Consider the following 24,998-nt stretch of genomic DNA (forward strand, 5'->3'; position numbering starts at 1 on the left):
GCGCGCACGGTCCGGCCGCACACGGCCGGACCGTGCGCGCACGGACCACACAGGGGACACAGGGGACACATGAGCACCGTCAGCACCGTCAACGGCGGCATATCGTTCTGGTACGCGCAGGAGGGCATCCCCGCCCCCCGCGAACCGCTGCCGGGCGACACCACGGCGGACGTCTGCATCGTCGGCGGCGGTTACACCGGGCTCTGGACGGCGTACTACCTCAAGAAGGCCGTGCCCTTCCTCAACATCACCGTCCTGGAGGCCAGGTTCTGCGGGTACGGCGCCTCCGGGCGCAACGGCGGCTGGCTCTACAACGGCATCGCCGGCCGCGACCGCTACGCCCGGCTGCACGGGCACGACGCGGCTGTCCGCCTCCAGCAGGCCATGAACGACACCGTGGGCGAGGTCGTCCGCGCGGCGGCCGAGGAGGGGATCGACGCCGACATCCATCACGGCGGTGTCCTCGAAGTCGCCCGGACCCCCGCCCAGCTCGCCCGCCTCCGCGACCACCACTCCGTGGAGATCGCCTTCGGCGAGACCGGGCGCGTCCTGCGGGGCGCCCGTGAGACCGCCGAACACGTCCGTGTCGCCGGGGCCGTCGGTTCCACCTGGACCCCGCACGGAGCCCGGCTGCACCCGGCCAAACTCGTCACGGGCCTCGCCCGTGCCGTGGAGGCGCTCGGGGTCACCGTCCACGAGTCCACCCCCGTCACCGGGATCAGGCCCAAGCACGCCGTCACCCCGTACGGCACCGTCCGCGCGCCGTACGTCCTGCGCTGCACCGAGGGCTACACCGCGGGGCTCAAGGGGCACAGGCGCACCTGGCTCCCCCTGAACAGCTCCATGATCGTCACCGAGCCCCTGCCCCGCTCCCTCTGGGACGGCCTCGGCTGGGAAGGGCGGGAGACCCTCGGGGACATGGCCCACGCCTACATGTACGCCCAGCGCACCGCCGACGACCGCATCGCCCTGGGCGGGCGGGGCGTCCCCTACCGCTACGGCTCCGCCGCCGCCCGCGTCACCGACACGGCGCGCACCGGGGCGGCCACCGTCGAGGCGCTCCACGACCTGCTCGTCCAGTTCTTCCCCGGTGCCGCGGGCGCCCGCATCGACCACGCCTGGTCCGGGGTGCTCGGGGTCCCGCGCGACTGGTGCGCCACCGTCACCCTGGACCGTTCCACCGGCCTGGGCTGGGCCGGCGGCTACGTCGGCTCCGGGGTCGCCACCGCCAACCTCGCCGCCCGCACCCTGCGCGATCTCATCCAGCAGGACTCCGGCCAGTCCGGCCCGACCGAACTGACCGCGCTCCCCTGGGTGGGCCACACCTCGCGCCGCTGGGAGCCGGAGCCCCTGCGCTGGCTCGGTGTCCACACCCTGTACCGCGCCTACCGGGCCGCCGACCGGCGCGAGGCCGCGGCGACCACCGCCGCCACGGACCGGATCGCCAGGTCGGCCGACCGGATCGCCGGACGCGGCTGAGGGTGCCGGGACGGCTGCGGGGCACCGGTTCCACCCCTTGGATCTTCTCTTCCGGAGACCCTGACCGGATGCTATTTTGCCCCCCGCGAGAACGCGGAGAGCGCCGTCCGGGGCGGGCTGCCGCGGCTCCTCGCGGCCGGAGGGGGAGACACCAGTGGGTCGTCAGGCGGCTGCTCAACAGCTCCGTGCTGCCATACCGGAGATCATCGAGAAGTACCGGGACGCGCTCGGCCGGCTCGGCAGCCCCCTGGTGTCCCGGGAGGACATCTGGCGGCAGTGCCGCCACCAGGCGCAGAACATCGTGGCCGAGTGCGCCGGGACCCTGGAGACCGGTACGCAGGCGGAGTCCCCGGAGGCCGGGGAGTACTCATGGCTGCTCGGGGCCCATCGCGTCGTCCAGCGGGTCCCGGTGTCCGAGTCGGTGCGGGCCGCGGAGGTGCTCTGGCAGGCCATGCAGGACTCGGTCGCCAAGGCCGTCGAGCTGGCGGAGGCCGACGACCGGCACACGGCGGCGAAGACGGTGAGCACGGCGTTCCGGGCCGCTGCCGGAAGCCGCCTCTACCAGGGGATCCGGGGGTACGAGGAGGCCCAGCGGCCGCCCTCTCCCGAACCGTGGTTCCAGCCGCGGGAGCAGGAGGCGCCCAGGCCGGCCGGGCCGGCGGAAGCGGCCGGGGCGGCGGCGGAGGGCTGGGACCCCGCGGCCCTCGGCCTGCTGACGCTGCGGGAACGGCAGATACTGGAGGCGGTGCGCTCGGGGCTCACCAACCGCCTGATAAGCCGTCAGCTGGAGATCAGCGAAGCGACCGTCAAGCGCCATCTGTACAACGCCTACCGCAAGCTGGGGGCCGGCTCCCGGGTGCAGGCGCTCAACAGGGCGTTCCCCGGGCAGGACTGACCCGGCCGCAGCGTGCCACCGGGCCGGAAGTCAGATCCCGGCGGCCAGCACGGCCAGCACGAGCACGTTCGCCGCGTACTGCGTGACCATGAACGCCCGGTAGGCGTCACGCCGCCGCTGCCGGCCCGCGTCCTCCAGCCGGGCGTGGCGCAGCACCCGGACGACGACCCACACCGCCCCGGCCGCCACCGGCACCGTCCCCACGAGGGCCACCGGGGCCCACAGGGCCGCCGCGACCACCCCGGACGCACCGACCAGTACGGCACCGGCGACGGCCAGGGCACGTGCCGCCGCCGCCCCGTGGACGACCGCGACGGTGCGCCGACCGCCGACCGCGTCCCCGCCGACGTCCCCCAGGTCCTTGACCAGGGCGCCGACCAGGGACATCCAGGCCGCCATCACACCGCCGAACACGGCACCGGTCAGGGTCCAGCCCGCGCCGGCCGCCGAGACCCCGGCCGCGTACGAGGTCGCGCCCAGGCCGAACACCACGAGCGCGCAGCGCACGCTGGAGTCCTTCGCCCTGACCGGGCCGGCCGAGTAGGCCCAGCCGAGCAGCAGGAAGGCCGCCACCCACCCGAGCACCCCGTCGCCCGCCAGTGCGCCCAGCGCCAGTGCGGCACCGGCCAGCAGGGCCGTGACCGCCGCGGCGGTGCGTACCGGTAAGTCGCCCCGGGCGATGGGGCGCTGCGAGCCGTTCGCCCGGTCCTCCCGTACGTCCGTCACACCGTTGAGGAGGTACGCGCAAGCCACCGCGCACCACCAGGCCGCGAGGCCGAGGACGGCCCGCCCCGGTGCCCCGGGCAGCTGTACGGCGGAGACCGCGCCCACCGCGAACCGCAGCAGGAACACCATCTGCACCAGCGGGCGCGCTTCCGACCAGCACAGACGCGCCGTCTCCGCGGCCGCACGCCAGCGGAGGTCCAGCGGGCGGGCCGGACCGGAGACACCTGGGAACGCACCGGAATTAATCATGCTCGAAGCCTAGGAATGACCGTGCGTCCGCCGCCATACAACCATCGGCGTACGGGGTGTACACCCCTGCTGAACCCTTGGTTGCAATGCGTTGCGGCGGGCGGGACCGAGGGCCCAGGATGAGCGGGGCCGCAGCCCGGGGAATTGATTTCCGAGGCTGCTGCCGGGGTACGGACGGAACCCGTTTCGAAATATCCGCACCCATGGATTCCGGAGTACGAGAGAAATACCGGAAACCTCCGTGGAAAACCCGCGCCCCTCATGTGACGCGAACAGGGACCCCGTAGAAAAGGATGCCCAGGTGGAAAGGTCGCAGCAGACCGTGCAGCGGACCACGAGGCTGATCTCCCAACGCCAGGCGCTCGAAGGCGCACAGGGGTGGCACCGGTCCGCCTTCGAGGATGTCGCGGCCCGGCTGGCCGGCCCGTCCTTCCCGTGCGTGTTCTCCCGCAACGCGTTCCGGAAGGAGCTGCTGAGGCTGGTCTTCGTGGAGAGCGCCGGGCCCGAGGACATGCGGCGGCTGGCCGAGGCCCTCACCGAGTACGTGGAGCTGTCGAACGACTGGGACGGCCGGCTGGACACCTCGTACCCGCTGGTCGTGATGTTCTCGGCACAGGCGGTGACCGCGCACGGCGTCGAGGACTACCACGCCTTCGGCTGGCGGGTGCTCCAGGAACTGCACCGCCTCGACCCCGCGCCCTGGCCCGGGGACGTGGGCCGGGACCCGGATTCCGCGTCCTGGTCGATGTGCTTCAACGGAATGCCGTTGTTCTGCAACATGAGCACCCCCGCTCATCGCAGCCGGCGCAGCAGGAACCTCGGTGAGCATTTCGTACTGGTCATCAATCCGCGAGAGCGTTTCGATGTGTTCGCCGGCGAGACGCCGAGCGGGCGGAAAGTCCGCGCCAACATCCGGGAGCGCGTGCACCTTTATGACGGGATGCCGCACGCACCACAACTCGGATCCTATTCGGTCGGCGCGCTCGAATGGCTCCAGTACGGCCTCCCCGACGAGAACACCGAACACACCGAGAACACCGACGACACCGGACACACCGGACCGAATGCCGGCTGCCCCTTCCGGGCCCGCACGGCTGCCGAAACGAACAGGAACTCCTGACAAATGATCGAACTCATCGTGTCGCAGGGGCGGGTGGCCGACCGCGCGCCCCGGATGATCGAGGGCGCGGCCCGCCTCGCCCGCGCCCTGGAGAAGCGCTACGGGCTCACCGGCCGCTACATCGGGAAGCCCGCGCCGTCCGCCGTCGACGACTGGACCGTCAGCCTCCCGCAGGCGGCCGAGACCCTGAACGGGCTGCGTGACGCCGTCGCCGAGAGCATCGGCAACGGCAGCCGTACGGTCATGGTCTCCAACACCTGCTCGGCGAGCCTCGGCACACTGCCGGTCGTGGCACGGGAGCACCCGGACGCCGTGGTGCTCTACATCGACGGCCACGGCGACTTCAACACCCCCCGGACCGGCACCGGTTACCTGGGCGGGATGGTCCTGTCCGGCGCGTGCGGGCTCTGGGACAGCGGCCACGGCGCCGGGCTGCGCCCCGCACAGGCCGTGCTGGTCGGGTCGCGCGACATCGACGAGGGCGAGGCCGAGCTGATCGCCGCGCACGGCGTCCGGGTCATCCCCCCGGCCGGGACGACGGCCGAGAGCATCCGGGACGCCGTCGGGGACGCCCCGGTGTGGGTGCACATCGACTGGGACGTGATGGAGCCGGGCCATGTGCCGGCCGACTACTCGGTGCCGGGCGGACTGCTCCCCGAGCAGATCCGCGCGGTCTTCGAGGCGATCCCGCCGGAGCAGCTGCGCGGTGTCGAACTCGCCGAGTTCAACGCCCCGGTGGACGACGAACTCAGCGACCGCGCGGTCGAGACGATCCTCGCGATGGTCGCACCGGCCTTCGAGAACGTGCCCGGACCCGCCGCCGGGCCCGGCGGGGCCGTCCCGGCCCTCTGACCACCTCCCCTCCCCGCCGTACCGCCAAGGAGTACCTACCGATGCCTCTGTACGACAGCATCCTCGACACCATCGGCCGCACCCCGATCGTCAGGCTGCACCGCATGGCCCCCGCCCACACCACGGTCTACGTGAAGGTGGAGTCGTTCAACCCGGGCGGCTCGGTGAAGGACCGCCTCGCGCTCTCCGTCGTCCTGGACGCCGAGGCGAAGGGACTGATCGAGCCGGGCGACACCATCGTCGAGTGCACCTCCGGGAACGTCGGGATCGCTCTGGCCATGGTGGCCGCGGCCCGCGGCTACCGGTTCGTCGCGGTCATGGGCGACACGTACTCGGCGGAACGGCGCAAGCTGATCCGGGCGTACGGCGGCAAGGTGATCCTCTTCCCGGGCCACCTGGGCAGCAGCGGCGGCAACGCGATCGCGGACGAACTCGCCGAGCGGCACGGCTGGTTCCGTGCCAGCCAGTTCGACAACCCGGCCAACCCCGCCTACCACCGCGAGACCACCGCCTCGGAGATCCTCGGCGACTTCGCGGGCAAGCGGCTCGACTACTTCGTCACCGGGTTCGGCACCAGCGGCACCCTCACCGGCGTCGGACAGATGCTGAAGACCGCACGCCCCGCGGTGCGGATCGTCGCCGCCGAGCCGGAGAACGCCGCCGTGCTCGCCGGGAAGGAGTGGAACGTCCACCGGATCCAGGGCTGGGCGCCGAACTTCGTGCCGGGTGTGATGGACCGGTCCGTCATCGACGAGCTGGTGACCGTCGACGAGGTGGAGGGCCGCGACACCGCGCGCAGGCTCGCCGCCGAGGAGGGCATCTTCACCGGCATCTCGGCCGGCGCCACCCTGGCGACCGCGCTGCGCGTGGCCGGGACCGCGCCCGCGGGTTCGGTCCTGCTCGCCATGCTGCCGGACACCGGGGAGCGCTATCTCTCCACCTTCCTCATGGAGGGCATGACCGAGGGATCGGACGACGAGTGGCTGGCCTCCCTGGCATGAGGGAGTTCATCCCCTCGGCGGCCCGCTTCGCCGATCTGCCCGCGCGGTTCCCCCTGTTCCGGGGGGCCACGCTGACCGGGGCGCGTATCGCGTACGAGACCGTCGGAAAGCTGTCGCCGCGACGCGACAACGCGGTCCTCATCCTCACCGGCCTCTCCCCCGACGCCCACGCGGCCTCCCACCCGGCGGACACCCGGCCCGGCTGGTGGGAGGCGATGGTGGGGCCCGGGAAGCCCGTCGACACCGACCGCTGGTACGTGATCTGCCTGAACTCCCTCGGCAGTTGCAAGGGATCGACCGGCCCGGCATCGGTGGACCCCGCCACCGGCCGGCCCTACGGCCCGGACTTCCCCGAACTCTCGATGGAGGACATCGCCGACGCCGCCGCCCACACGGTGCGCGCGCTGGGCATCGGCCGGCTGGCGTGCGTGATCGGCACCTCGATGGGCGGAATGAGCGCCCTGTCCCTGCTGGCCCGCCACCCCGGCCTGGCCCGCGGCCACATCAACGTCTGCGGAGCGGCGGGCGCGCTGCCCTTCGCCATAGCCATCCGCTCCCTGCAACGCGAGGCGATCCGGACCGACCCGGACTGGAACCAGGGGCGGTACGACGACGGGGCCTACCCGGAACGCGGCATGTTCACGGCCCGCAAGCTGGGCATGCTGACCTACCGGTCGGCCCAGGAGTGGGACGTCCGGTTCGGCCGGACGCGCATCACCGCACAGCCCCGCGAGGACGACGGCCCCTTCGGCCACGAGTTCCAGGTGGAGAGCTACCTGGAGCGGCACGCCCGGCGGTTCACACGCCGCTTCGACCCGAACAGCTACCTCTGCCTCAGCCGCTGCATGGACCGGTTCGACCTGGGCGAGTCCTGCGGCGGCGGCACGGACGAGGCGCTCTCCCGCATCTCCCTGGAACGGGCCCTGGTCATCGGGGTGGAGACCGACATCCTCTTCCCCCTGCACCAGCAGGAGCAGATCGCCTGCGGCCTCTCCGCCGGAGGCACGGACGTCGAGTTCGTGCCCATGGACTCGGCGGAGGGCCATGACGCCTTCCTGATCGACACCGCCCGTTTCGGTCCCCCCGTAGCGAAGTTCCTGACCGCGTTCTAGAAGAGTTCCAGGAGACCCCCGTGTCCGACCACCCGCCCAAACTCGCCCTCGTCACCGGTGCCAACCGGGGCATCGGCTTCGAGACCGCGCGCCAGCTCGCGCGGTCCGGTGTCCGGGTCCTGCTCGCCGGCCGTGACCGTGAAGCGGTCGCCGCGGCCTCGCGGGAACTGCGCGGCGAGGGACTCGCCGCCGACCCCCTGGTGCTCGACCTCACGGACCCTTCGGGCATCCGGGCCGCCGCCGAGGAGGTCGGGGCGGACCACCCCCATCTCGACATCCTGGTCAACAACGCCGGCATCCGGATCGAGGAGTACGGCAGGCAGCCGTCCGAGCAGCCCCTGGCACAGTGGCGCGAGACCTTCGACACCAACCTGTTCGGCGTCGTCGAGGTGACCCAAGCCTTCCTGCCGCTCCTCCGCAAGGCCCCGGCCGGTCGCATCGTCAACGTGTCCAGCCTGCTCGGCTCGGTGACCACGCACAACGACCGGACCTCGTACGCGTACAGCCCGATGTTCAAGTCGCTGCCTGCCTACAGCGCCTCCAAGAGCGCGCTCAACTCCTGGACCGTCCACCTCGCGTACGAGCTCCGCGAGACCCCCGTCAAGGTGAACGCCGTGCACCCCGGCTACACCAGGACCGCCATGAACGACGGCGAGGGCGACCTCGACGTCACGGACGGAGCGCGTACGAGCGTCGCGATGGCCCTGGCCGGCGACGAGGGCCCGACCGGCACCTACGTCCACCGGGGCGAGACCGTCCCCTGGTGACCACCCCGAAGACGGCGCTCCCCCGCGCCACCCCCTCCCTCCCGTATTGGAGTCACCCGATGGGCAGCCACCTGGCCCTGGTCACCGACGAGACCAGCCTTGCCGTGGACTACGACATGCCGCTGCTGCTGGACGCCTGCCGGGCGGCCGGCCTCAGGGCCGAGATATGTTCCTGGCGGGACCCGGACATCGCATGGGACCGCTTCGACGCCGTGCTGCTGCGTTCTCCCTGGAGTTACGTGGAGAGCTTCCAGGAGTTCCTGGAATGGTGCGAGTACGTCTCCGACGTGACGCACCTGTTCAACCCGCTCCCCGTGGTGCGGTGGAATCTCGACAAGTACTACCTGGCCGATCTGGCCGAGGCCGGCGTCCCGGTCGTACCGAGCGGCTTCGTGGCCCCCGGCGCGGACCCGGCGGCGGCCGTACGCACGTTCCTCGACCGGCACGAGGAGGCCCGGGAGATCGTGGTGAAACCGACCGTGGGCGCGTACTCCCGGGACGTGCAGCGCTTCCCCCGGACAGCGGTGACCGAGGCCGCCGCGTCCGTCGCCAAACTGCTCGACCAGGGCTGCCACGTCATCCTCCAGCCCTACCAGGACTCGATCGACCACCACGGCGAGACCGACCTCATCCACTTCGGCGGCGTCTACAGCCACGCCATCCGCAAGCGCGCCCTGCTCCTGCCGGACGGCACCGTCGACGAGCCGACCCAGGAGACCCGCGCGGCACGGGAGCCCGCCGAGGACGAACACGCGGTCGCCGAGGCCGCGCTGGACGCCGCGGCCGCGCACCTGGAACTGCGGGAACCGCTGCTCTACAGCCGCGTCGACCTCGTCCGCGGCGCCGACGGGAAGCCCCTGGTCCTCGAACTCGAACTCTGCGAACCGTCACTCAGCATGCCGTTCTCGGAGAACTCCGCCTCCCGGTTCGCGCGGGCCGTCTCCGTACGCCTGGCAGAAATCTCCCGCAACCGGAAGAACGGACAGTCATGACGACACAGCAGGACTCCCTCCCGCCCCTCACCACACCGGCGGTCACCGGCGGCACCCTCTACGCCGCGCTCGGCGTGGTCAGCTTCTCCTTCAGCTTCCCCGGGACGGTGTGGGCCCTCGACGGATTCGGCCCGTGGAGCGCCATCGGGATACGCGGCGTCCTGGCCGCCGTCATCGCGGTCGCCGCGCTCCTCCTGACCCGGGCACCGATGCCGAAGCGCGAGGACTGGCCCGCCCTCGCCGTCGTCGCGGGCGGCTGCGCGGTCGGCTTCCCGCTGCTCACCACGCTCGCCCTGCAGACCTCGTCCACGGCGAACTCGGCGATCGTGATCGGTGTGCTGCCGATGGCCACGGCGGTGATCTCCGCGATCCTCACCCGGCGCAGCCCTTCGAAGGTCTTCTGGGCCGCCGCCGGCGTGGGAGCGGCGGCCGTCATCGTGTTCACGCTGTCGCAGAACCACGGCCGGCCGACCGTCGCGGACCTCTACCTCTTCGGCGCCCTGCTCGTCTGCGCGGCGGGCTACGCCTACGGCGGGCGGCTCTCCGCACACATGCCGGGCTGGCGCGTCATCGCCTGGGGCGTGGTGCTCGCCGCCCCGGCCAACCTGATCGTCTCCCTGTGGGCGCTCCCGCACGAACCCGTCCACCTCACCGTGAAGGCCGTGGTGGGCATGGCCTACATCGCCGGCATCTCGCAGTTCGGCGGATTCGTCGTCTGGTACAAGGGCATGGGCCTCATCGGTGTGGCGCGGGCGAGCCAGCTCCAGCTGGCGCAGCCCCTGCTGACCCTGGTGTGGGCGGTGCTCCTGCTCGGCGAGCAGATCACCGCGGCCGTCCCGCTCACCGCCGCCGTCGTCCTCACCTGCATCGTGGTCACCCAGCGGGCCAGGACCTCCTGAGCCCGGCCGGAGCGCGGGCCGGAACCGCGGCCACGGGCACCCGCGCGTCCGGCCGGTGGGCCGGCCCCCGTGCGGTGCCGGGGTGTCTCAGCCGCCCGTGCCGGGGGCGTCCCGGCCGCCGCCGGTGTCCGGGAGTCCGGTTCCGGGGCGGCCGGGCGCGGAGGACCGCCGCGTGGACCTTGAGGTGAGACGCCGGAGGACGGCCGCGGCCAGGTCGTCGGCCGCGGTGGGACTGTGGGCGAGGAACAGCGAGGGTTCGATGACTTCGCACTCCAGCAGCAGCGGGCCGCCCCCGGGCCCGGGGACCAGGTCGATCCGTGCGTACAGCGGGGACTCGAAACGGCTGCGGACGGCCTTGACGGCCGCGTCGCCGCAGTCGAGTTCCGGCCCGGCCGCTGTGCAGGAGGTGACCGTCGCGGTGGCGAGCAGGCCGTCCTGGGTCCCGGCACCGGGCTTGAGCAGGGCGCTGCGCCGCACGGCGTGGCTGTAGGCCCCGTCGAGGTAGACGAGCGACAGCTCCCCCTGTGCGTCGACGGCGTGCTGGTAGGGCTGGGTCAGTACCGTCCGGCCGCGTTCGAGGAGTTCCCCGGCGTGGCGGTGCGCCCGCCTCCGCTCCGCCGCCCCGGGCCCGTACCGCGCGGTGTCCTTGGCCGAACAGGAAACGGACGGTTTGACGACGTACTCGCCCTCCGCGGGGGCACGCCACTCCTCACCGGGAGCGGTCCAGGTGCTGGGCACGACCGGTACGCCGTCGGCGGCGAGGTCGGCCAGGTACCGCTTGTCGCTGTTCCACTCGACCATGGGGAAGGGGTTGAACAGCACCGACTCGGTGGCCGCCCGGCGGGCCCAGGCAAGGAACTCCTCGCTGCGCCCGGGGTAGTCCCAAGGGGATTCGAGCAGGACGGCGGCGAACCGGCTCCAGTCCGCGGACTCGTCCCAGGGCAGCGCCACCGCCTCGATGCCGGTCCGCGCCAGGGCCGCGCTCAGGGGGGCCAGGTCCTCGTCGAACTCCTCCGGCGCACGGGACCTCACCAAGGCGATCCGCTCGCGTTGCATCGCTGGTTCTCCTCGCTCACGGCTTTGCCGGATCGGTCAGGACGGCGGCGAGACGTGCCGGTCAGTAGCGCCAGCGGGTGGCTTCGACGGTCTCGGCCCGGGTGCGGTCGGTGAACAGCCGGGCCTCCGCGGCCCGTACCGCGAGCACCGAGCCGAAGAGGTGGTCCCCCATGGCTTTGCGCAGCACCGCCGAGCCCTCCAGGTGGCGGACGGCTTCCTCCAGGCCGGCCGGCAGCCGCTCGATGCCACGCCGGGCGAGTTCCCCGGGGTCGGCGTGGGCCGGGTCGTCGGTGTACTCCTCGGGCAGGCGCAGGGCTTCCTCGCACCCCGCCAGGCCCGCGGCGATGACCGAACCCACCACCAGGTAGGGGTTGGCCGCCTGGTCGAAGCTCTTGATCTCGGCGTTCGCGCAGTGCGACGCCGTCTGCGCCGGCCCGGTGACGAAGCGCAGGGCGGCCTCGCGGTTCTCCCAGCCCCAGCAACCGTAGGCGCCCGCCCAGGCGGACGGCGCCAGCCGGAGATAACTGGCCGGGGTGGGGCAGCCGATGGCGGTCAGGGCGGGCAGCGACCGCAGCACACCGGCGAGGAACGCCTCCCCCTCGGACGTCATGCCGTGCGGCCCCGTACCGCCGTGCATGAGGTTCTCCTCCCCGCGCCACAGGCTCAGGTGGACGTGCCCGCCGTTGCCGATGCCCGAGGGCTCCGCCAGGGGGGCGAAGGACGCTCGCAGCCCGTGGGCATGGGAGACGCTGCGCACCGTGTGCCGGACCAGGACGGCGGTGTCGGCGGCGCCCAGCGGGCCGTCGGCGGCTGTCGAGACCTCGAACTGCCCTGGTTCGTACTCCGGGTGCACCTGGAGGACCTCCACGCCCTGCGCGGTGAGCGCGTCGACGACGTCCAGGAGGTACGCCCCGGAATCCGCCAGCCGGGACAGCCCGTAGGCCGGGCCGTCACCGAGGCCGCCGGGGCCGGTGCTCCACTCCGTCTCGAACCCCATCCGCAAGCTCAGCCCCTGGTCCTTTGCCCCCTGCACCATGCGGCTGACGAAGGAGCGGTGGCACCCCGGGTACGGCGCCCCGTCCTGGCTGTACCGGTCCGCCGGCGCCCAGGCCCAGCCGGGCTGCGCGGCCAGCGGGACGAGCCGGTCCATGTCCGGCAGCAGGAGCAGGTCGCCGACCGGGCTGCCGTGGCCGTCGGCGCGGGCCGTCGAGTCGTCCACCAGGAACGTGTCGAAGACCGGGGACATCCCCACGCCCCGGGCCGCGAGCTGGGGCAGGCGGCCGAGCGGTACGGCCTTGACCCGGCTGATGCCCGCGTTGTCGACCCAGCTCAGCGCGACGACGCGCACCCCTGCCTCCGACATGCCGGTCATCGCCCGGTCCACCGACGCCGTCCGGTCCACCACGCATGCAGTCATGCCGCCATGGTCGGCCGGACGGGGCATCGGCCCTCACGCCACTCCGCGCCGGACACGGCCGCCACCCGTTCGGCCTGCGGAGGCGCCCGGGAGCCGGCCCCTGACCGTCGCGGCCGTGCCCGGGGCACCCGCGCGGACACGGGCGGCAGGCGTCGGCCGCCGGGCTCGAAGGGCTGACTCGAAGGGCTGAGGCCGTCCGCCGCCGCGACAGCACGGTGGCGCGTGTGCTTCCGTCCTCTTCTTCCACCCCGGCCCTCCGGCCTCGCGGACCGGTGGGGGCCCACACCCTCCTCGGCCCGCGCCTGTCCGCTCGGACGCCGCCGAGGGACGGCGGCATGACGCGACTGACGTAACCCGGCGAGTGCGGTCGGCCGCGTGGTGCCAGGCTGTGGGACGGGCGTGGTGATCGTCGACCGCGAACTGCACGCCGGTATCGCCCATCAGTTGGACACGGCGGCTCCACGACCGGTGACCTGCCCGTGGTTGACGAAAGGTGGCATGGCTCTCGTGAGCATTTTCGAGACTCTGGAGTCGGAGGTGCGCAGCTACTGCCGTGGCTGGCCCACCGTGTTCGACCGCGCGCAGGGCAGCCACCTCCACGACGAGGCCGGCCGCACCTACCTCGACTTCTTCTCCGGCGCGGGCTCCCTCAACTACGGGCACAACAACCCCGTACTGAAACGCGCGTTGCTCGACTACATCGAGCATGACGGCATCACCCACGGCCTGGACATGGCCACGACCGCGAAGCGCGCGTTCCTGGAGTGCTTCCAGGACGTCGTCCTCCGGCCACGCGATCTGTCGTACAAGGTGATGTTCCCCGGCCCGACCGGCACCAACGCCGTGGAGGCGGCGCTGAAGCTGGCCCGCAAGGTCAAGGGACGTGAGTCCGTCGTCTCCTTCACCAACGCCTTCCACGGCATGTCGCTCGGCTCCCTCGCCGTCACGGGGAACGCCTTCAAGCGGGCGGGCGCCGGCATCCCGCTGGTGCACGGCACCCCGATGCCCTTCGACAACTACCTCGACGGACAGGTCCCGGACTTCCTCTGGTTCGAGCGGCTCCTGGAGGACCAGGGTTCCGGCCTGAACCGGCCGGCCGCGGTGATCGTGGAGACCGTGCAGGGCGAGGGCGGCATCAACGTCGCCCGCCCGGAATGGCTGCGCGCCCTGCGGGACCTGTGCGACCGCCAGGACATGCTGCTGATCGTCGACGACATCCAGATGGGCTGCGGCCGCACCGGTGCGTTCTTCTCCTTCGAGGAAGCGGGCATCACCCCGGACATCGTCACGCTGTCGAAGTCCATCAGCGGCTACGGCCTGCCCATGTCGCTCTGCCTGTTCCGGCCCGAGCTCGACATCTGGGAGCCCGGCGAGCACAACGGCACCTTCCGCGGCAACAGCCCGGCGTTCGTGACCGCCACCGCGGCACTGAACACCTACTGGGTGGACAGCCGGCTCATGGAGAAACAGACCCTGGCCCGCGGCGAGCAGGTCGAACAGGCGCTGCTGTCGATCGTCAAGGGACTCGGCCACCGGGGTGTGAGCTACCGCGGCCGGGGCCTGGTGTGGGGCATGGAGTTCGACGACAAGACCCGCGCCGGAAGGATCTGCGCCCGCGCCTTCGAGCTGGGTCTGCTGCTGGAGACCTCGGGTGCGCAGGGCGAGGTGGTCAAGCTGCTGCCCCCGCTCGTCATCCCTCCCGACGACCTCCAGGAGGGCCTGGGCATCCTGGACCGCGCGGTCGGCGACACCGGATGACGGTTGTCCCCCCGCCCTGAAGGCCGGGGGCAGCGGTTGGCCGGTGACCGCTCGGAGAAGCGCGGTGTTCCGCCGCGCCCAGCACCTCGGCAAAGACCCGCGCCGGCCCGCGGCTCTGGACGTCGGCCGTCTCGGCAGGGAACATAAGGGGCTAAGTACCCTATTCGGCCTGTGCCGTCACCCAGCGGGCGTGACGGCCCGGGCATCTGCGGACCTGAGGACCGGACGATGGATCAATGCGTCGAATCTTCGTATTGGCAGGCATGACCACAGCAATCGTGACATCTGCTTTCGTTTTCTCCGCCCCGGCGAGTGCTGCCTGGGACTTCTACAACATGGGCTACTACTCCTTCTACAGGTAGAGGGCGCACGGACCCTCTGGCGGGCGCACCGTGCGAACGGGGCAGGGGCGGCAGTGCCCACAGGTCCGTCTCTCCGCGGCGTGGGCACCATGGACGCTCATGTGGGCCTGTCCTGCGTAGGCCGTCGGTTCGAATCCGGCAGGGGGTTCAGCGAAAGTCCAGTTCAGACACTGTCCGAACTGGGCTTTCCTCTCTTCAGTGGATGCGGTGGCGACGGCTCGGAGGACTCACGCAGGCCCACGGGCGGGCCGTGAAAGCGCCCCACGCCGCCCTCGTCCACGTCGGAAGGCCCGCTTCGCCTGTCGCGGCCCGGCGGGAGAACACGACCGTCGCCGGCATCCTTGACCACCACCGCCTTCGGTTATGCCACGGTGACCAGCAGGTGATCTGCGCGGCATCGTCGGCCTCGGTTGACCGACGAGTTCTGAACCGGAGGCCGGACACGCGGTACAGGGCCGCGTCACATCGCCCTGCTCGGCGGACCAGCGTTGCCGTGGCCTCTGGGCTCCTGCGATAAACCCGCTTCACGAAGTCGAACCTTGGGAGCGCGCTGCATTCCAGGCCCGCGGGCAGGACCCTCAAAACGCGCTCAGCTGTCAAAAAATGGGCGGCCTGCCCGCCCTTGTGAGGCGAATGACTGTCCGCCATGACATAGACGTTCTCGGTCCGTGGGCGCCGGCCAGCCCCTCCCGGAATCCGGCGAGTGTGACGCGGAGGGCTTGGCGGTCTCGGATGCGCCACAGGGTGATCAAGCACCAGGTGGCCAGGTTGAGCGGGACCAGGGAGAAGGGGAGGTTACGGCGGGCGACCCAGACGCGGTTGCGGGCGTTGAGCCGGTAAAAGGTGTCATGCCGCGCCGGGTCGGTAGCAGGATGGTGGACGACGATGTCAGGCACGTACCGGCCGGTGCATCCCAGGTCCCACAGGCGCCACGCCAACTCGACCCCCTCGTGGAAGAGGAAGAAGTGGCCGGGCCAGCCTCCGGCCCGGTCGTAGGCGTCGCGACGGATCATGACGGCGCCTTCGGCCATGACTGTCACGACGCCGGGACGGGCGGGGTCGGAGGCACGAAGACGCGGCACCCAACGGCGCAGGGTCACCCCTGTTGCCGGGTCGCTGATCCGGGGCTGCACATATGCGAGCTGTGAATCGCGGCGGAACTCGGACACCAGGCGGGCGAGCGTGTCGGTGTCGGGCAGGTGGGCGTCGTTGTCGAAGAAGAACAGGTAGTCCCCTCCGACGCCTGCGGCCCCGGCGTTGCGTCCCTCGGGGATGCCGGCGTTCTCAGGTAGTGCGACGGTCCGGACTCCGTCGGGGACCTGTTCGGGTTGGCAGCCGTTGCCCACCACGATGACATCGAGATCGATGCCCTCTTGGGCGAGGAGCGAGGCCACGGCCCGGGGGAATTCGTCGGGCCGGTCGTTCATGGTCAGAACGACCGCGCCGACCATGGGACGCGCCGCGCAGCTGCTCACGAAGGTGCCTTTCACTGTCTGTTCGCAGGAAGGTCAGCCCCCTGGCGTTCTTCCGTACCGGCCCCCAGGGCGCCGGCATACCGGTCGGGATGAGTGCTCGGCCCAGGTGCCGCACCGGCCAGCCGACGGCTGCCGGGACGGTCCCGTGGGACCGCCCCGCCGGCCGTGCATCGTCATCCGGTCGGGAATGGAGCATGACCACGGGGAGCAAGCATCCGGCGGCTTACTCCCAGCCCTGCTCTGTCAGGGAGCCCCTACCGCCCAGGTACCCGAGAAGACCTTTTTCGGGGTACTCGATGATGTCCTCGGGCAACTCGTGGACGGTGAACCATTCCAGACCGAGGCACTTGTCCGGCTCCCGGTTCTCTGGTTCCCCGTCCCACCGGATGGCTTCGAAGAAGAAGCCGATCCGTTCGACGCCTGCACCCTGCTGGTGGTGCACGGTGTGCACCAGTCGCAGGTGCTCGGGATCGACCGTCACCCCGGTCTCCTCCAGCAGTTCACGGGCCGCCCCTGCCCGCAGGGGCTCGCCCCGGTCGAGCTTGCCCGACGGCATGTGCCAGCGGCCATGCCCGTATGGTCCGCCGCGCTGGGAGAACAGGATCTTGTCGCCCGCGCGGAGGATGACGTGGGTGTCGATGACGGGTGTCGCGAGTTCCGGTGTCATGGTCCCTGAGAGGTTCTCGGCTGTGCTGGGAGAGCCGACGCTACCGACGAATCGGGGATCGCGTCGGCGATCGCCGCGGCTACCTCCGATGGGGTGGACTCTCCGGTGTCCACGACCAGCACCTTCACACGGCCCGCCATGAGGATCTGGGCCACCTCCTCGTAGTAGAGGACTTCCCGGCCCGGAGCGGCCGGGTCGTGGTGGAACCGGTTGACCGGGCCGCGCGCGGCGATCCGTTCGGTGATGAGTCCGGGGTCGGCGGTGAGGATGACGGACAGGTCCGGCCGCAGGACGGGGGCGTTCAGGGCCAGCAGGTAATCGAGCGGCACCCCGTCGAGCCGCTGCATGACGAGCGTCGAGGCGAGATACCGATCGGTGATCACGGTGTCGCCGGCGCGCGTCCGGGGTTCGATCTCGTGCTGGACGTGCTCGTACCGGTCGGCGGCGACCAGGCAGGCCAGGGCGTGGCCGCGGATGTGGGCGAAGTGGCCGCGGATGAACCGGCCGAGTTCGCTGGTGGTGGGCTCCACGGTCCGGTGCACGGTGACGCGCCGGGTGAGGAGTTCGTCGTACAGGGCCTGGATGGTGGTGGATTTCCCGACGCCACTGGGGCCGTCGACGCTGATGAACCGGCCTCGTCGCGTCATGCCGCGCCCCCCAGGGCCGTTCGGTTGCGCTGGTGCTGATCACGGGTGAGCGTGGCCAGGGTGGAGCGGATCTTGGTGAGGGGGACGTCTCCGAACTGGATACCGACAGAGAAGTTGAACTCGTCGCGGGCCCGCATCGACTCGTCGGCGCCGTCCTCGGTCAGGTCGACGTCGCCGTACGCGAGGAGTGTGTCAGGGGCGTGGCCGGCGTCGGTGAGGGTCGTCCACACGGGGGTGCCGGGGTAGGGGCGGAACTCGAACACGCTGGCCCGTACGTCTCCGGGGTTCGTGTCGGCGATGGCCCAGAGGTTGTGGATATGGCGGACGGTGGCCTGGAGGTCGTCGTGGGACTCACCGGGGAAGCCGAGGATGAAGTACGCCTTCACGCCGATGCCGTGCTCGGTCAGGCGCCGGGTGACGCGCTCGGTCATCTCGGCGTCGATCCGCTTGTCCATGGCCTTCAGGACGCGGTCACTGCCGGACTCGACGCCGAGAGCGACTTCCCGCAGCCCGTTGCGCACGAGGCGGTCAAGTTCGGCGTCGGAGACCCGGTCGAGGACGTTGATGCGGCCGGTGGCATCCCACACGTACCGCTCGCCGACCCTGTGCCGGGTGAACGCGGCCATCTGTTCCTCGATGACACGGCCGACGCCGAGGAACAGGTCGTCCACGAACCGGAACGCGGTCACTCCGAACTCGGTGTGGAGAGAGTCGAGTTCCCCGATGATGTTCTCGGGGGTGCGAACGCGGATCGTCAGGTCCGGGTTGGCGCTGACGGCGGCGCCGCAGAAGGTGCAGTTGTAGGGGCAGCCGCGGCTTCCGACGATGTTCGCCTCCACGTGCCCGCTCACGGCCGCTTCCCCGAGCAGTGCCGTGCCGCGGCTCGCCGCGAGGCGGCGGTCCGCTTCCGTCGGCACGGCCCGGTAAGGGTCTTGCGGAAGAAAGCGGCGATCGACGTACGGCAGGGCGTTGATGTCCGGACCGAGCATGGCGGCGGCGCGTTCCGGGTCGCTGGTGATGCCGGTCACCCGGGTGCCGAGCAGCCGGTCCCGCCATACGACGCCGGGGAGTTCCCGACGGCGTTGCTCGTCCTCCAGGAGCGCGGCGACGCGTAGCTCCCCTTCGCCGAGGACGAGAGCACGCAGGTTGGCCATGCGGGGGTCCGCGAGGATCCTGTCGGGCATCGCCTTGGCGTGGTGGCCGCCGGCCATCAGGGCGATGTCCGGATCGAGCTGCGCGGCGATCCGCGCGGACATCTCGTAGGTAGGGGCCAGGAGGTTCATCGCCGTCCACCGAGGAGCGGCAACGTTGACGATCTTCGCTGTCTCGGTGATGCCCAGCCCGAGGGCTTCGGCGTCGAGGACGCCTACGTTGAATCCGGCGTACTGTGCGTAGGTGGCGATGTAGGCCATGCCGAGCACGGGGAGGGTGTAGTCGTTGGTGCGGGGCCGTTGGTCGTAGTCGCGCAGCGGTGCGTTGACGAACAGGGCGTCGAGTGAGTGGGCCGGGTCAGCCCCCGTGATCAGCGGTAACCGTGACATTGTTCCTCCTGGTCATCGGGCGTGTGAGCCCCAAGCGAGGGTGGAGAGAGTCAGGGTGTGCAGGGCGGTGCGGTCGGAGCCGGTCCAGCCGGTCCACATCGGGCCGAACGCCTTGTCCTTCTTGTCCGGCCAGTCATGTCCGGGCGCGATCTGCGCGGCCCAGGTGCGCACGGCCAGGTCGTCGTGCGGGTAGACGGAGAAGTCGCCGGTGAAGTCCGCGGCGGCGGCGGACGCGGTCCACGGGCCGATCCGCGGGATCGTGACCAGCGCGCCCACCAGGCCGGGGGCGTCCATCCGGTGCCACCGTTCGGCGTTCCGCTCGTAGGTCTCGGCCGCGGCCCGCAACGCCGAGCGGTGGAACTTGGCACCGATCTTTGCGAACTGGGCTTCTTCCAGGGTGAGTACCCGCTCGGCGGACGGCGCGAGGGCAAGTTCGCCGTGCGGAGTGGCGAGAGTGGTGCCGTACGTCGTGCACCACGCCCGGTAGAGCTTGCGGGCCTGCCCGGCCCGGACGACCTGGCGGAGGATCGCCGTGGTGACCGCGTCCCACAACGACGGGTTCGCCGGGCGCTGAACGGACCCGAGCCCGAGCAGGCCGGCCCGGAGAGCCGAGGGCACGGTGGCAGGCAGGCACGTCGGATCGGTGGTGACGACCACCGGCTTCACGTCCTCCGTGCCCTGCACACAGCTCATGTGCAGACCGTCGTCGTCCCAGCGCAGGACCCAGACGCCGGACACGGTCCGTACGGCTCGCACACGTTCCCCGGCTGCCGTCTCGGTCCAAGCGGGATGATCGGACATCAGGACGCCGCGCATGGGACTCTCCTCGTGATGTGCTGGTGGTGCGCCGTAGCCTCTCGCAGTCCGACAGGCTACGGAGCGGTATCGCCCTTACGGCGTCCGTGCTTGCACCTGGTGCCGCCCTCCCCGTCCAGACGTGAAGGCTTGCCGCGTACCTGGCCGCGGGTGACGCGGTCGCTCTCCCGACGGGACGGCTTCCTCCCGGGGCAGCGCACGCGGGGCCGGAACTCCGCCGGGCGCGTTCTTCGTGCCGTCGCCCCAGGCCCCGGTCGAAGCCCCGACTGGGACTGGAACTGAGACCACGGACACACACGCGGCCCGCTCCCGGCGTCGCCGCCGCGTCCGCTGAACGGAAGAAGCCCAGGTCAGAGCGTGTCTGACCTGGGCTTCCCGCTGAGCCCCCTGTCGGATTCGAACCGACGACCTACGCATTACAAGTGCGTTGCTCTGGCCAGCTGAGCTAAGGAGGCGTGCCGGAGCAGTGTAACCAACGTCCCGGGCAGGTCCGGAGCGATATTCGGGACCTTGGACTGCTGACAGAACCGGAAACGCCAGGTAGCGTCACCTCAGGTTCACTCCGATGGACTACAGAGCACCCGCTCCCTTACTCGGATCGTCCGGCACGTTCCTGCCGGTGAAGGAGAAGATTCCGCATGGCCAGCGTCACGTTCGACAAGGCGTCCCGCGTCTACCCCGGCTCCACCAAGCCGGCCGTGGACCAGCTCGAGATCGACATCGCGGACGGGGAGTTCCTCGTCCTCGTCGGTCCTTCCGGTTGCGGTAAGTCGACCTCCCTGCGCATGCTCGCGGGTCTCGAGGACGTCAACGGCGGTGCGATCCGCATCGGTGACCGCGACGTCACCCACCTTCCGCCGAAGGACCGGGACATCGCGATGGTGTTCCAGAACTACGCGCTCTACCCGCACATGACCGTCGCGGACAACATGGGCTTCGCGCTCAAGATCGCCGGTGTGAACAAGACCGAGATCCGGGCGAAGGTCGAAGAGGCCGCCAAGATGCTGGACCTCACCGACTACCTGGACCGCAAGCCCAAGGCGCTCTCCGGCGGTCAGCGCCAGCGTGTGGCGATGGGCCGCGCCATCGTGCGTGAGCCGCAGGTCTTCCTCATGGACGAGCCGCTGTCGAACCTCGACGCCAAGCTCCGTGTGTCGACGCGTACGCAGATCGCCTCCCTGCAGCGCCGCCTCGGCATCACCACCGTGTACGTCACCCACGACCAGGTCGAGGCCCTCACCATGGGCGACCGCGTCGCGGTCCTCAAGGACGGTCTGCTCCAGCAGGTCGACTCGCCGCGCAACATGTACGACCGCCCGGCGAACCTCTTCGTCGCCGGCTTCATCGGCTCCCCGGCCATGAACCTGGTCGAGGTCCCGATCACCGACGGCGGTGTGAAGTTCGGCAACAGCGTCGTCCCGGTCTCCCGTGAGGCGCTCACCGCCGCCGCGAACCGCGGCGACCGCACGGTCACCGTCGGCATCCGCCCGGAGCACTTCGACATCGTCGAGCACGGTGGCGCCGCCGCCCAGTCGCTCGCCAAGGGCTCGGCCGGCGCGCCCGCCGGTCTGGCCGTCTCGGTCAACGTCGTCGAGGAGCTCGGCGCCGACGGCTACGTCTACGGTGCCGCGCAGGTCGGTGGCGAGCACAAGGACCTGGTCGTCCGCGTCGGCGGCCGCGCCGTCCCGGAGAAGGGCACCGAACTGCACGTCGTGCCGCGCCCGGACGAGCTGCACGTCTTCGCGACCTCGACCGGCGAGCGCCTCACCGCCTGAGACCCGGGCCTGAACGGCTCAGGGCCCACCGGCTCGTGACACCGGCAGCTCCGGCTGCCGGACGGCCCCCGCCGCCCCGGTTCCCTCCGGGACGGCGGGGGCCGTCCCCGTGGTGCGGACGTTTTCCGGGCCGGAGGGGCCGGACGGGCCGGACAGTCGGACGGGCCGGACGGTGAACTCCCCCGGGGTGCCCGGCCGTTCCCCTCCGTCCGGGCCGCCGCGTCAACCCGTAAATCGAAAAGATACTTCGAACCCTCCCTCGCAAGGGTGACGAAGTGTCGCTGATTCATCACCGAACGCTACGCTCGCCTGCGTGAAGCACACCGCGCGCCGAATCGGCCGATCCCTTGCCTTCGTACTGCCCGTCGTCATGGTGCTGTCCGGGACCCTCGCGGTCACCCGTGTGTCGTGGTCCGGCCAGGGCAGCGAGTCCCAGTTGCTGAACGCGGCGTCCGAGACCGCCGTGTCCAAGCGTGCCAAGACGCTCGCCCCGCAGGACGTCCTGCGCGACAAGCTCATCCTGGAGATGCGGGAGAAGAACCCCGGCGTCGCCCTCACCGAGCTCCAGCGCGCGGTGGAGGCCCGCCCCTCGCTGGCCAAGCACTGCATGTCGATCGCGAAGGCGCTGGGCAAGGCAGCCGTGGACCAGTACGGTCCGACGCGCGCCCACCGCTTCTCCCGGCCGGTCTGCGACACCTCGTTCGCCTCGGGTGTGGCGCAGTTCAGCTGAGCCGCCCCGCACCGGAGCACGGACGAGCCGGGCAGGACCCGGTGGCGGCCCGGCCGGGCGGCCCGCCGTGCACCGCATATCGTGCCTGGCATGCATACGTATCCGACGCAGGCCGTGATCCTGGCGGGTGGCCAGGGCTCACGGTTGCGCCCGTACACCGACGACCGTCCCAAGCCGATGGTCGAGATCCCGGGGACCGGGACTCCGATCATCGGCCATCAGCTGTCCTGGCTGGCCGCCGAGGGTGTCACCGACGCCGTGGTCTCGTGCGGTCATCTCGCCGATGTGCTGCAGGATTGGCTGTCGTCGGCCGACCTGCCGTTGCGCGTCACGACCGTCGTCGAGACCGAGCCCCTGGGCCGGGGCGGCGGTCTCAAGCATGCCGCGGCACGGCTGCCCGATCCGTCGGAGCCCTGGTACGCGACCAACGGTGACATCTGGACCCGGTTCTCGCTCCGGGAGATGGCCGCGTTCCACACCGAGCGGGACGCCACCGCGACGCTCGCGCTCGCCCGGCCCCGGATCCCCTGGGGCGCAGTGGAGACGGACGCGTTCGGGCACATCACCGACTTCATCGAGTCGCCGCCCTCGCCGTATCTGATCAACGCGGGGGTGTACGTCTTCGCCCCCGCCTTCACGTCGCTGCTGCCGGAGCGTGGCGACCACGAACGTACGACCTTCCCCGGCCTGGCCCGTGAGCGCCGGCTGGCGGGTTACCCGCTGCCCCACGGGGCGTACTGGCGGGCCATCGACACCGCGAAGGACCTCACCGAAGCGGCCAGGGAACTGGGCGCACGGCCGGGCGCGTAGCCGCGGAAGACACCGGGCGCGAGGCCCGTACCCGGTACGCACACGCCCTACCCGGCAGACACACGGGGGCCGCCACCGGAATTCCGGTGGCGGCCCCCGTGCTCCGCGGACGGCCGGTCTCAGCCGAAGAGGCCGCCGATGGGGTTCTGGCCGGCGCCGCCGGTGGAACCGCCGCCCGTGGAACCTCCGTCGTCCGTCCCGCCGGCACCGCCACCGGAAGCGGTGCCGCCCGTGGAGGTCGGGCCGGGGACCTCGGCCGGCGGCTCCTGCGGGACCGTCTCCTGCGGCGGTTCCTGGCCGGTGCCCTGGGTCTGGCTGGGCCCGCCGGTGCTCGCACCGGTGGTCGCGCCGCTCTCGGGCAACGCGTCGGAGGCCGGGGTCGAGGGCACGGCGGACGGGGTCGTCGGCGTGGCGGACGGAGATGCCTCCGAACGGCGCTGCTCCGGCGTCCGGGACGGCTGCCGCGGCTCTCCGGTGGATTCCTCCGGCAGCGGCGAACCGGGCAGCTGGTTGGTCGGGTGGCCGTCCGGGCCGGGCACGGTGACCACCTGGGTGGAGCGGACCGCCCCGCCGAGCATCGAGCCCACCAGCAGGGTCAGCCCGACGACGACGGTGGCGACGACCGCGCCGCGGCGCAGGACCCGGCGGCGCAGGTCCCAGATGTCCGAGCGCGGGCCGAGGGTGCGCCAGGCCTCGCCGGCCAGCCGCCCGTCCAGCGAGTAGACCGGGGCGCCGGCGATGACCAGCGGGCTCCAGGCCGCCAGGAAGATGACGTCGGAGGCGTCGTAGGACGCGCTGTCACGCCAGCTGACGGCGATCACGAGCGCGGCGGCGAGCAGCAGGCCGAAGGCCGCGGCGATCCGCTGCCACAGACCGAGCACGGTCAGCACACCGACGACGATCTGGAGGAAGGCCACGGCCAGCCCCGAGCCGACCGGATGGGTCAGCGCGAAGTCGTGCACCGGCTCCGCGACCGCCCACGGGTGCATCGAGGCCAGCCACTTGGCCATGGTGCCGCGGTCGCCGCCGTCGAAGTAGACGGGGTCGGAGAGCTTGCCCATGCCGGCGTAGATGGAGATGAAGCCGACGAGCACGCGCAGCGGGAGCAGGACGACCCCGAGGTTCATCCGGCGGCCGGGGTAGTAGGCGTGCCGGACGGTGTCGCCCGTCTGCCGGCGCTCCTGCGCCGACGGGCCGCCCGGCTCGTCGGTGCCCTCGTCGTACGCTCCGTCGTCGTACGCCGTGTGCCCGTGTCGCCCGTCGTCGTAGGGGCGTTCGCCGTACGGGGCGCCGGGCTCCGGTTCGACCGGGTCGTAGGCGCCGACGGCCTGCCGCATCGGGGGCAGCAGGGCCCCCGTGCGGGGGCCGCCCGGTTGCTGGGGCGGTGCGAGGAGCACGGGGTTGGGCTGGGTGTCCTCCAGGGCCGGGAGGAGCTGGGTACCGTCCGTGCCGTCGCCGTACGTCCTGCCGAAGCCGTCGGACGGCGGGGCGTCGAGGTAGCCCGCCGTGGAGTTCCGTACGGCTTGGAGCAGTCCGGTCGCTCCGGCGTCACCCGGCTCCGACCTGCCGCTCCAGACGACGGGGGCCCTCCGGCGGCCGGGGACACCGCTCATGGCGGGGATCCGGACCGGTCCGGCGGGATTCACGGCGCGCAGACGGGTGCGCTGGCCCGGGGCGAGCTGCACCCTGAAGCTGGCGTGGTTGACGATGACCTGGGCGGGGTCGCTGTCCACCTTTGTCATGCTCAGGGCGGGTTGTTCGTCGAACCGAGGCGTTCTGGTGTCCACACTCATCTAACCGAGTGACGTGACGTTAGGACACTGCCTTGACACGCACGAAGTGTCCGAGACCC

At 71.4% G+C, this 24,998-nt stretch carries 22 protein-coding genes and 1 tRNA gene; 13 read left to right on the forward strand and 10 right to left on the reverse strand.

Translation table 11 applies throughout. The features are described 5' to 3' along the window. Positions 1-69 precede the first annotated feature (69 nt). Positions 70-1,479, forward strand: coding sequence for an NAD(P)/FAD-dependent oxidoreductase (locus CP967_RS14930; protein WP_150488456.1), 1,410 nt, complete (start codon positions 70-72; stop codon positions 1,477-1,479). A 154-nt stretch (positions 1,480-1,633) separates the two neighbouring features. Continuing rightward, positions 1,634-2,374, forward strand: a complete 741-nt coding sequence (locus CP967_RS34635; protein WP_229888467.1) for a helix-turn-helix transcriptional regulator — start codon at positions 1,634-1,636, stop codon at positions 2,372-2,374. A gap of 30 nt (positions 2,375-2,404) precedes the next feature. Here CP967_RS34635 and CP967_RS14940 read toward each other — a convergent pair whose 3' ends face one another. After that, on the reverse strand, positions 2,405-3,349 hold the full coding sequence (locus CP967_RS14940) for a UbiA family prenyltransferase (protein ID WP_150488457.1): 945 nt from the start codon (positions 3,347-3,349) through the stop codon (positions 2,405-2,407). Positions 3,350-3,650: 301 nt separating this feature from the next. Here CP967_RS14940 and CP967_RS14945 point away from each other — a divergent pair, with 301 nt between their 5' ends. Genes CP967_RS14945 through CP967_RS14975 form a run of 7 tightly spaced genes read left to right on the forward strand, consistent with a single transcriptional unit; the run spans position 3,651 to position 10,092 of the window. Continuing rightward, positions 3,651-4,469, forward strand: a complete 819-nt coding sequence (locus CP967_RS14945; RefSeq protein ID WP_229888466.1) for a YqcI/YcgG family protein — start codon at positions 3,651-3,653, stop codon at positions 4,467-4,469. A 3-nt stretch (positions 4,470-4,472) separates the two neighbouring features. Continuing rightward, positions 4,473-5,321, forward strand: coding sequence for an arginase family protein (locus tag CP967_RS14950; protein WP_150488458.1), 849 nt, complete (start codon positions 4,473-4,475; stop codon positions 5,319-5,321). Between the two features lie 41 nt (positions 5,322-5,362). Next, positions 5,363-6,322: a cysteine synthase A gene (gene cysK / locus CP967_RS14955; protein ID WP_150488459.1), complete on the forward strand. Its 960-nt coding sequence runs from the start codon at positions 5,363-5,365 to the stop codon at positions 6,320-6,322. Next, positions 6,319-7,434 (forward strand): homoserine O-acetyltransferase MetX, encoded by a 1,116-nt coding sequence (gene metX, locus CP967_RS14960; RefSeq protein WP_150488460.1) that lies wholly within the window; start codon positions 6,319-6,321, stop codon positions 7,432-7,434. The genes cysK and metX overlap by 4 nt, the downstream gene beginning before the upstream one ends. 20 nt (positions 7,435-7,454) lie before the next feature. After that, positions 7,455-8,201: an SDR family oxidoreductase gene (locus CP967_RS14965; protein WP_150488461.1), complete on the forward strand. Its 747-nt coding sequence runs from the start codon at positions 7,455-7,457 to the stop codon at positions 8,199-8,201. Then, positions 8,198-9,193, forward strand: a complete 996-nt coding sequence (locus CP967_RS14970; protein WP_229888465.1) for an ATP-grasp domain-containing protein — start codon at positions 8,198-8,200, stop codon at positions 9,191-9,193. The genes CP967_RS14965 and CP967_RS14970 overlap by 4 nt, the downstream gene beginning before the upstream one ends. Next, a complete protein-coding gene (locus CP967_RS14975; RefSeq protein WP_150488462.1) occupies positions 9,190-10,092 on the forward strand; it encodes a DMT family transporter in 903 nt (300 codons plus the stop codon). Before CP967_RS14970 ends, CP967_RS14975 begins: the two co-directional genes overlap by 4 nt. An 87-nt stretch (positions 10,093-10,179) precedes the next feature. Here CP967_RS14975 and CP967_RS14980 read toward each other — a convergent pair whose 3' ends face one another. Together CP967_RS14980 and CP967_RS14985 are read right to left on the reverse strand one after the other, a co-directional pair. After that, positions 10,180-11,148 (reverse strand): ATP-grasp domain-containing protein, encoded by a 969-nt coding sequence (locus CP967_RS14980; protein WP_150488463.1) that lies wholly within the window; start codon positions 11,146-11,148, stop codon positions 10,180-10,182. Between the two features lie 61 nt (positions 11,149-11,209). Next, entirely contained in the window at positions 11,210-12,565 is a 1,356-nt protein-coding gene (locus tag CP967_RS14985; protein ID WP_150488464.1) for a type I glutamate--ammonia ligase, read from the reverse strand. A gap of 507 nt (positions 12,566-13,072) precedes the next feature. Between CP967_RS14985 and ectB the strand changes: the two genes are divergently transcribed. After that, a complete protein-coding gene (gene ectB, locus CP967_RS14990) occupies positions 13,073-14,323 on the forward strand; it encodes a diaminobutyrate--2-oxoglutarate transaminase (RefSeq protein ID WP_373300400.1) in 1,251 nt (416 codons plus the stop codon). A 958-nt stretch (positions 14,324-15,281) separates the two neighbouring features. Here ectB and CP967_RS14995 read toward each other — a convergent pair. From CP967_RS14995 to CP967_RS15020, 6 genes are all read right to left on the reverse strand, one after another. Continuing rightward, positions 15,282-16,160: a glycosyltransferase family 2 protein gene (locus tag CP967_RS14995; RefSeq protein ID WP_150488466.1), complete on the reverse strand. Its 879-nt coding sequence runs from the start codon at positions 16,158-16,160 to the stop codon at positions 15,282-15,284. 223 nt (positions 16,161-16,383) lie between these two features. Continuing rightward, a complete protein-coding gene (locus CP967_RS15000) occupies positions 16,384-16,827 on the reverse strand; it encodes an NUDIX hydrolase (protein WP_150488467.1) in 444 nt (147 codons plus the stop codon). Next, positions 16,824-17,474: a dTMP kinase gene (gene tmk, locus CP967_RS15005; protein WP_150488468.1), complete on the reverse strand. Its 651-nt coding sequence runs from the start codon at positions 17,472-17,474 to the stop codon at positions 16,824-16,826. The genes CP967_RS15000 and tmk overlap by 4 nt, the downstream gene beginning before the upstream one ends. Further along, positions 17,471-19,015 (reverse strand): B12-binding domain-containing radical SAM protein, encoded by a 1,545-nt coding sequence (locus tag CP967_RS15010; RefSeq protein WP_150488469.1) that lies wholly within the window; start codon positions 19,013-19,015, stop codon positions 17,471-17,473. The genes tmk and CP967_RS15010 overlap by 4 nt, the downstream gene beginning before the upstream one ends. Before the next feature lie 12 nt (positions 19,016-19,027). Beyond that, on the reverse strand, positions 19,028-19,831 hold the full coding sequence (locus tag CP967_RS15015; protein ID WP_150488470.1) for a DNA glycosylase family protein: 804 nt from the start codon (positions 19,829-19,831) through the stop codon (positions 19,028-19,030). A 381-nt stretch (positions 19,832-20,212) separates the two neighbouring features. Then, positions 20,213-20,286: transfer RNA gene (locus CP967_RS15020), tRNA-Thr, on the reverse strand. 183 nt (positions 20,287-20,469) lie between these two features. On the opposite strand from CP967_RS15020, the gene CP967_RS15025 reads away from it, so the two are divergent. The 3 genes from CP967_RS15025 (at position 20,470) to CP967_RS15035 (ending at position 23,146) form a co-directional block, all read left to right on the forward strand. After that, positions 20,470-21,606: an ABC transporter ATP-binding protein gene (locus tag CP967_RS15025; protein ID WP_150488471.1), complete on the forward strand. Its 1,137-nt coding sequence runs from the start codon at positions 20,470-20,472 to the stop codon at positions 21,604-21,606. A 313-nt stretch (positions 21,607-21,919) separates the two neighbouring features. Continuing rightward, entirely contained in the window at positions 21,920-22,336 is a 417-nt protein-coding gene (locus tag CP967_RS15030) for a hypothetical protein (RefSeq protein ID WP_150488472.1), read from the forward strand. 90 nt (positions 22,337-22,426) lie between these two features. Continuing rightward, the gene (locus CP967_RS15035; RefSeq protein ID WP_150488474.1) at positions 22,427-23,146 is read left to right on the forward strand and encodes a nucleotidyltransferase family protein; all 720 of its coding nucleotides are present in this window, start codon (positions 22,427-22,429) and stop codon (positions 23,144-23,146) included. Between the two features lie 119 nt (positions 23,147-23,265). On the opposite strand, the gene CP967_RS15040 is transcribed toward CP967_RS15035, so the two are convergent. Beyond that, positions 23,266-24,939, reverse strand: a complete 1,674-nt coding sequence (locus tag CP967_RS15040; protein ID WP_150488475.1) for a DoxX family membrane protein — start codon at positions 24,937-24,939, stop codon at positions 23,266-23,268. Positions 24,940-24,998: the final 59 nt, after the last annotated feature.

The sequence above is a fragment of the Streptomyces nitrosporeus genome (assembly GCF_008704555.1).
Classification (GTDB): domain Bacteria; phylum Actinomycetota; class Actinomycetes; order Streptomycetales; family Streptomycetaceae; genus Streptomyces; species Streptomyces nitrosporeus.

What these genes read in the sequence shown, in the direction of transcription:
- CP967_RS14930 (WP_150488456.1), top strand. Translation starts at nt 70, where the DNA reads ATGAGCACCGTCAGCACCGTCAACGGCGGCATATCGTTCTGGTACGCG.
- CP967_RS14940 (WP_150488457.1), bottom strand. Translation starts at nt 3,349, where the DNA reads ATGATTAATTCCGGTGCGTTCCCAGGTGTCTCCGGTCCGGCCCGCCCG.
- CP967_RS14950 (WP_150488458.1), top strand. Translation starts at nt 4,473, where the DNA reads ATGATCGAACTCATCGTGTCGCAGGGGCGGGTGGCCGACCGCGCGCCC.
- cysK (WP_150488459.1), top strand. Translation starts at nt 5,363, where the DNA reads ATGCCTCTGTACGACAGCATCCTCGACACCATCGGCCGCACCCCGATC.
- metX (WP_150488460.1), top strand. Translation starts at nt 6,319, where the DNA reads ATGAGGGAGTTCATCCCCTCGGCGGCCCGCTTCGCCGATCTGCCCGCG.
- CP967_RS14975 (WP_150488462.1), top strand. Translation starts at nt 9,190, where the DNA reads ATGACGACACAGCAGGACTCCCTCCCGCCCCTCACCACACCGGCGGTC.
- CP967_RS14980 (WP_150488463.1), bottom strand. Translation starts at nt 11,148, where the DNA reads ATGCAACGCGAGCGGATCGCCTTGGTGAGGTCCCGTGCGCCGGAGGAG.
- CP967_RS14985 (WP_150488464.1), bottom strand. Translation starts at nt 12,565, where the DNA reads ATGACTGCATGCGTGGTGGACCGGACGGCGTCGGTGGACCGGGCGATG.
- CP967_RS15000 (WP_150488467.1), bottom strand. Translation starts at nt 16,827, where the DNA reads ATGACACCGGAACTCGCGACACCCGTCATCGACACCCACGTCATCCTC.
- tmk (WP_150488468.1), bottom strand. Translation starts at nt 17,474, where the DNA reads ATGACGCGACGAGGCCGGTTCATCAGCGTCGACGGCCCCAGTGGCGTC.
- CP967_RS15010 (WP_150488469.1), bottom strand. Translation starts at nt 19,015, where the DNA reads ATGTCACGGTTACCGCTGATCACGGGGGCTGACCCGGCCCACTCACTC.
- CP967_RS15015 (WP_150488470.1), bottom strand. Translation starts at nt 19,831, where the DNA reads ATGCGCGGCGTCCTGATGTCCGATCATCCCGCTTGGACCGAGACGGCA.
- CP967_RS15025 (WP_150488471.1), top strand. Translation starts at nt 20,470, where the DNA reads ATGGCCAGCGTCACGTTCGACAAGGCGTCCCGCGTCTACCCCGGCTCC.
- CP967_RS15035 (WP_150488474.1), top strand. Translation starts at nt 22,427, where the DNA reads ATGCATACGTATCCGACGCAGGCCGTGATCCTGGCGGGTGGCCAGGGC.
- CP967_RS15040 (WP_150488475.1), bottom strand. Translation starts at nt 24,939, where the DNA reads ATGAGTGTGGACACCAGAACGCCTCGGTTCGACGAACAACCCGCCCTG.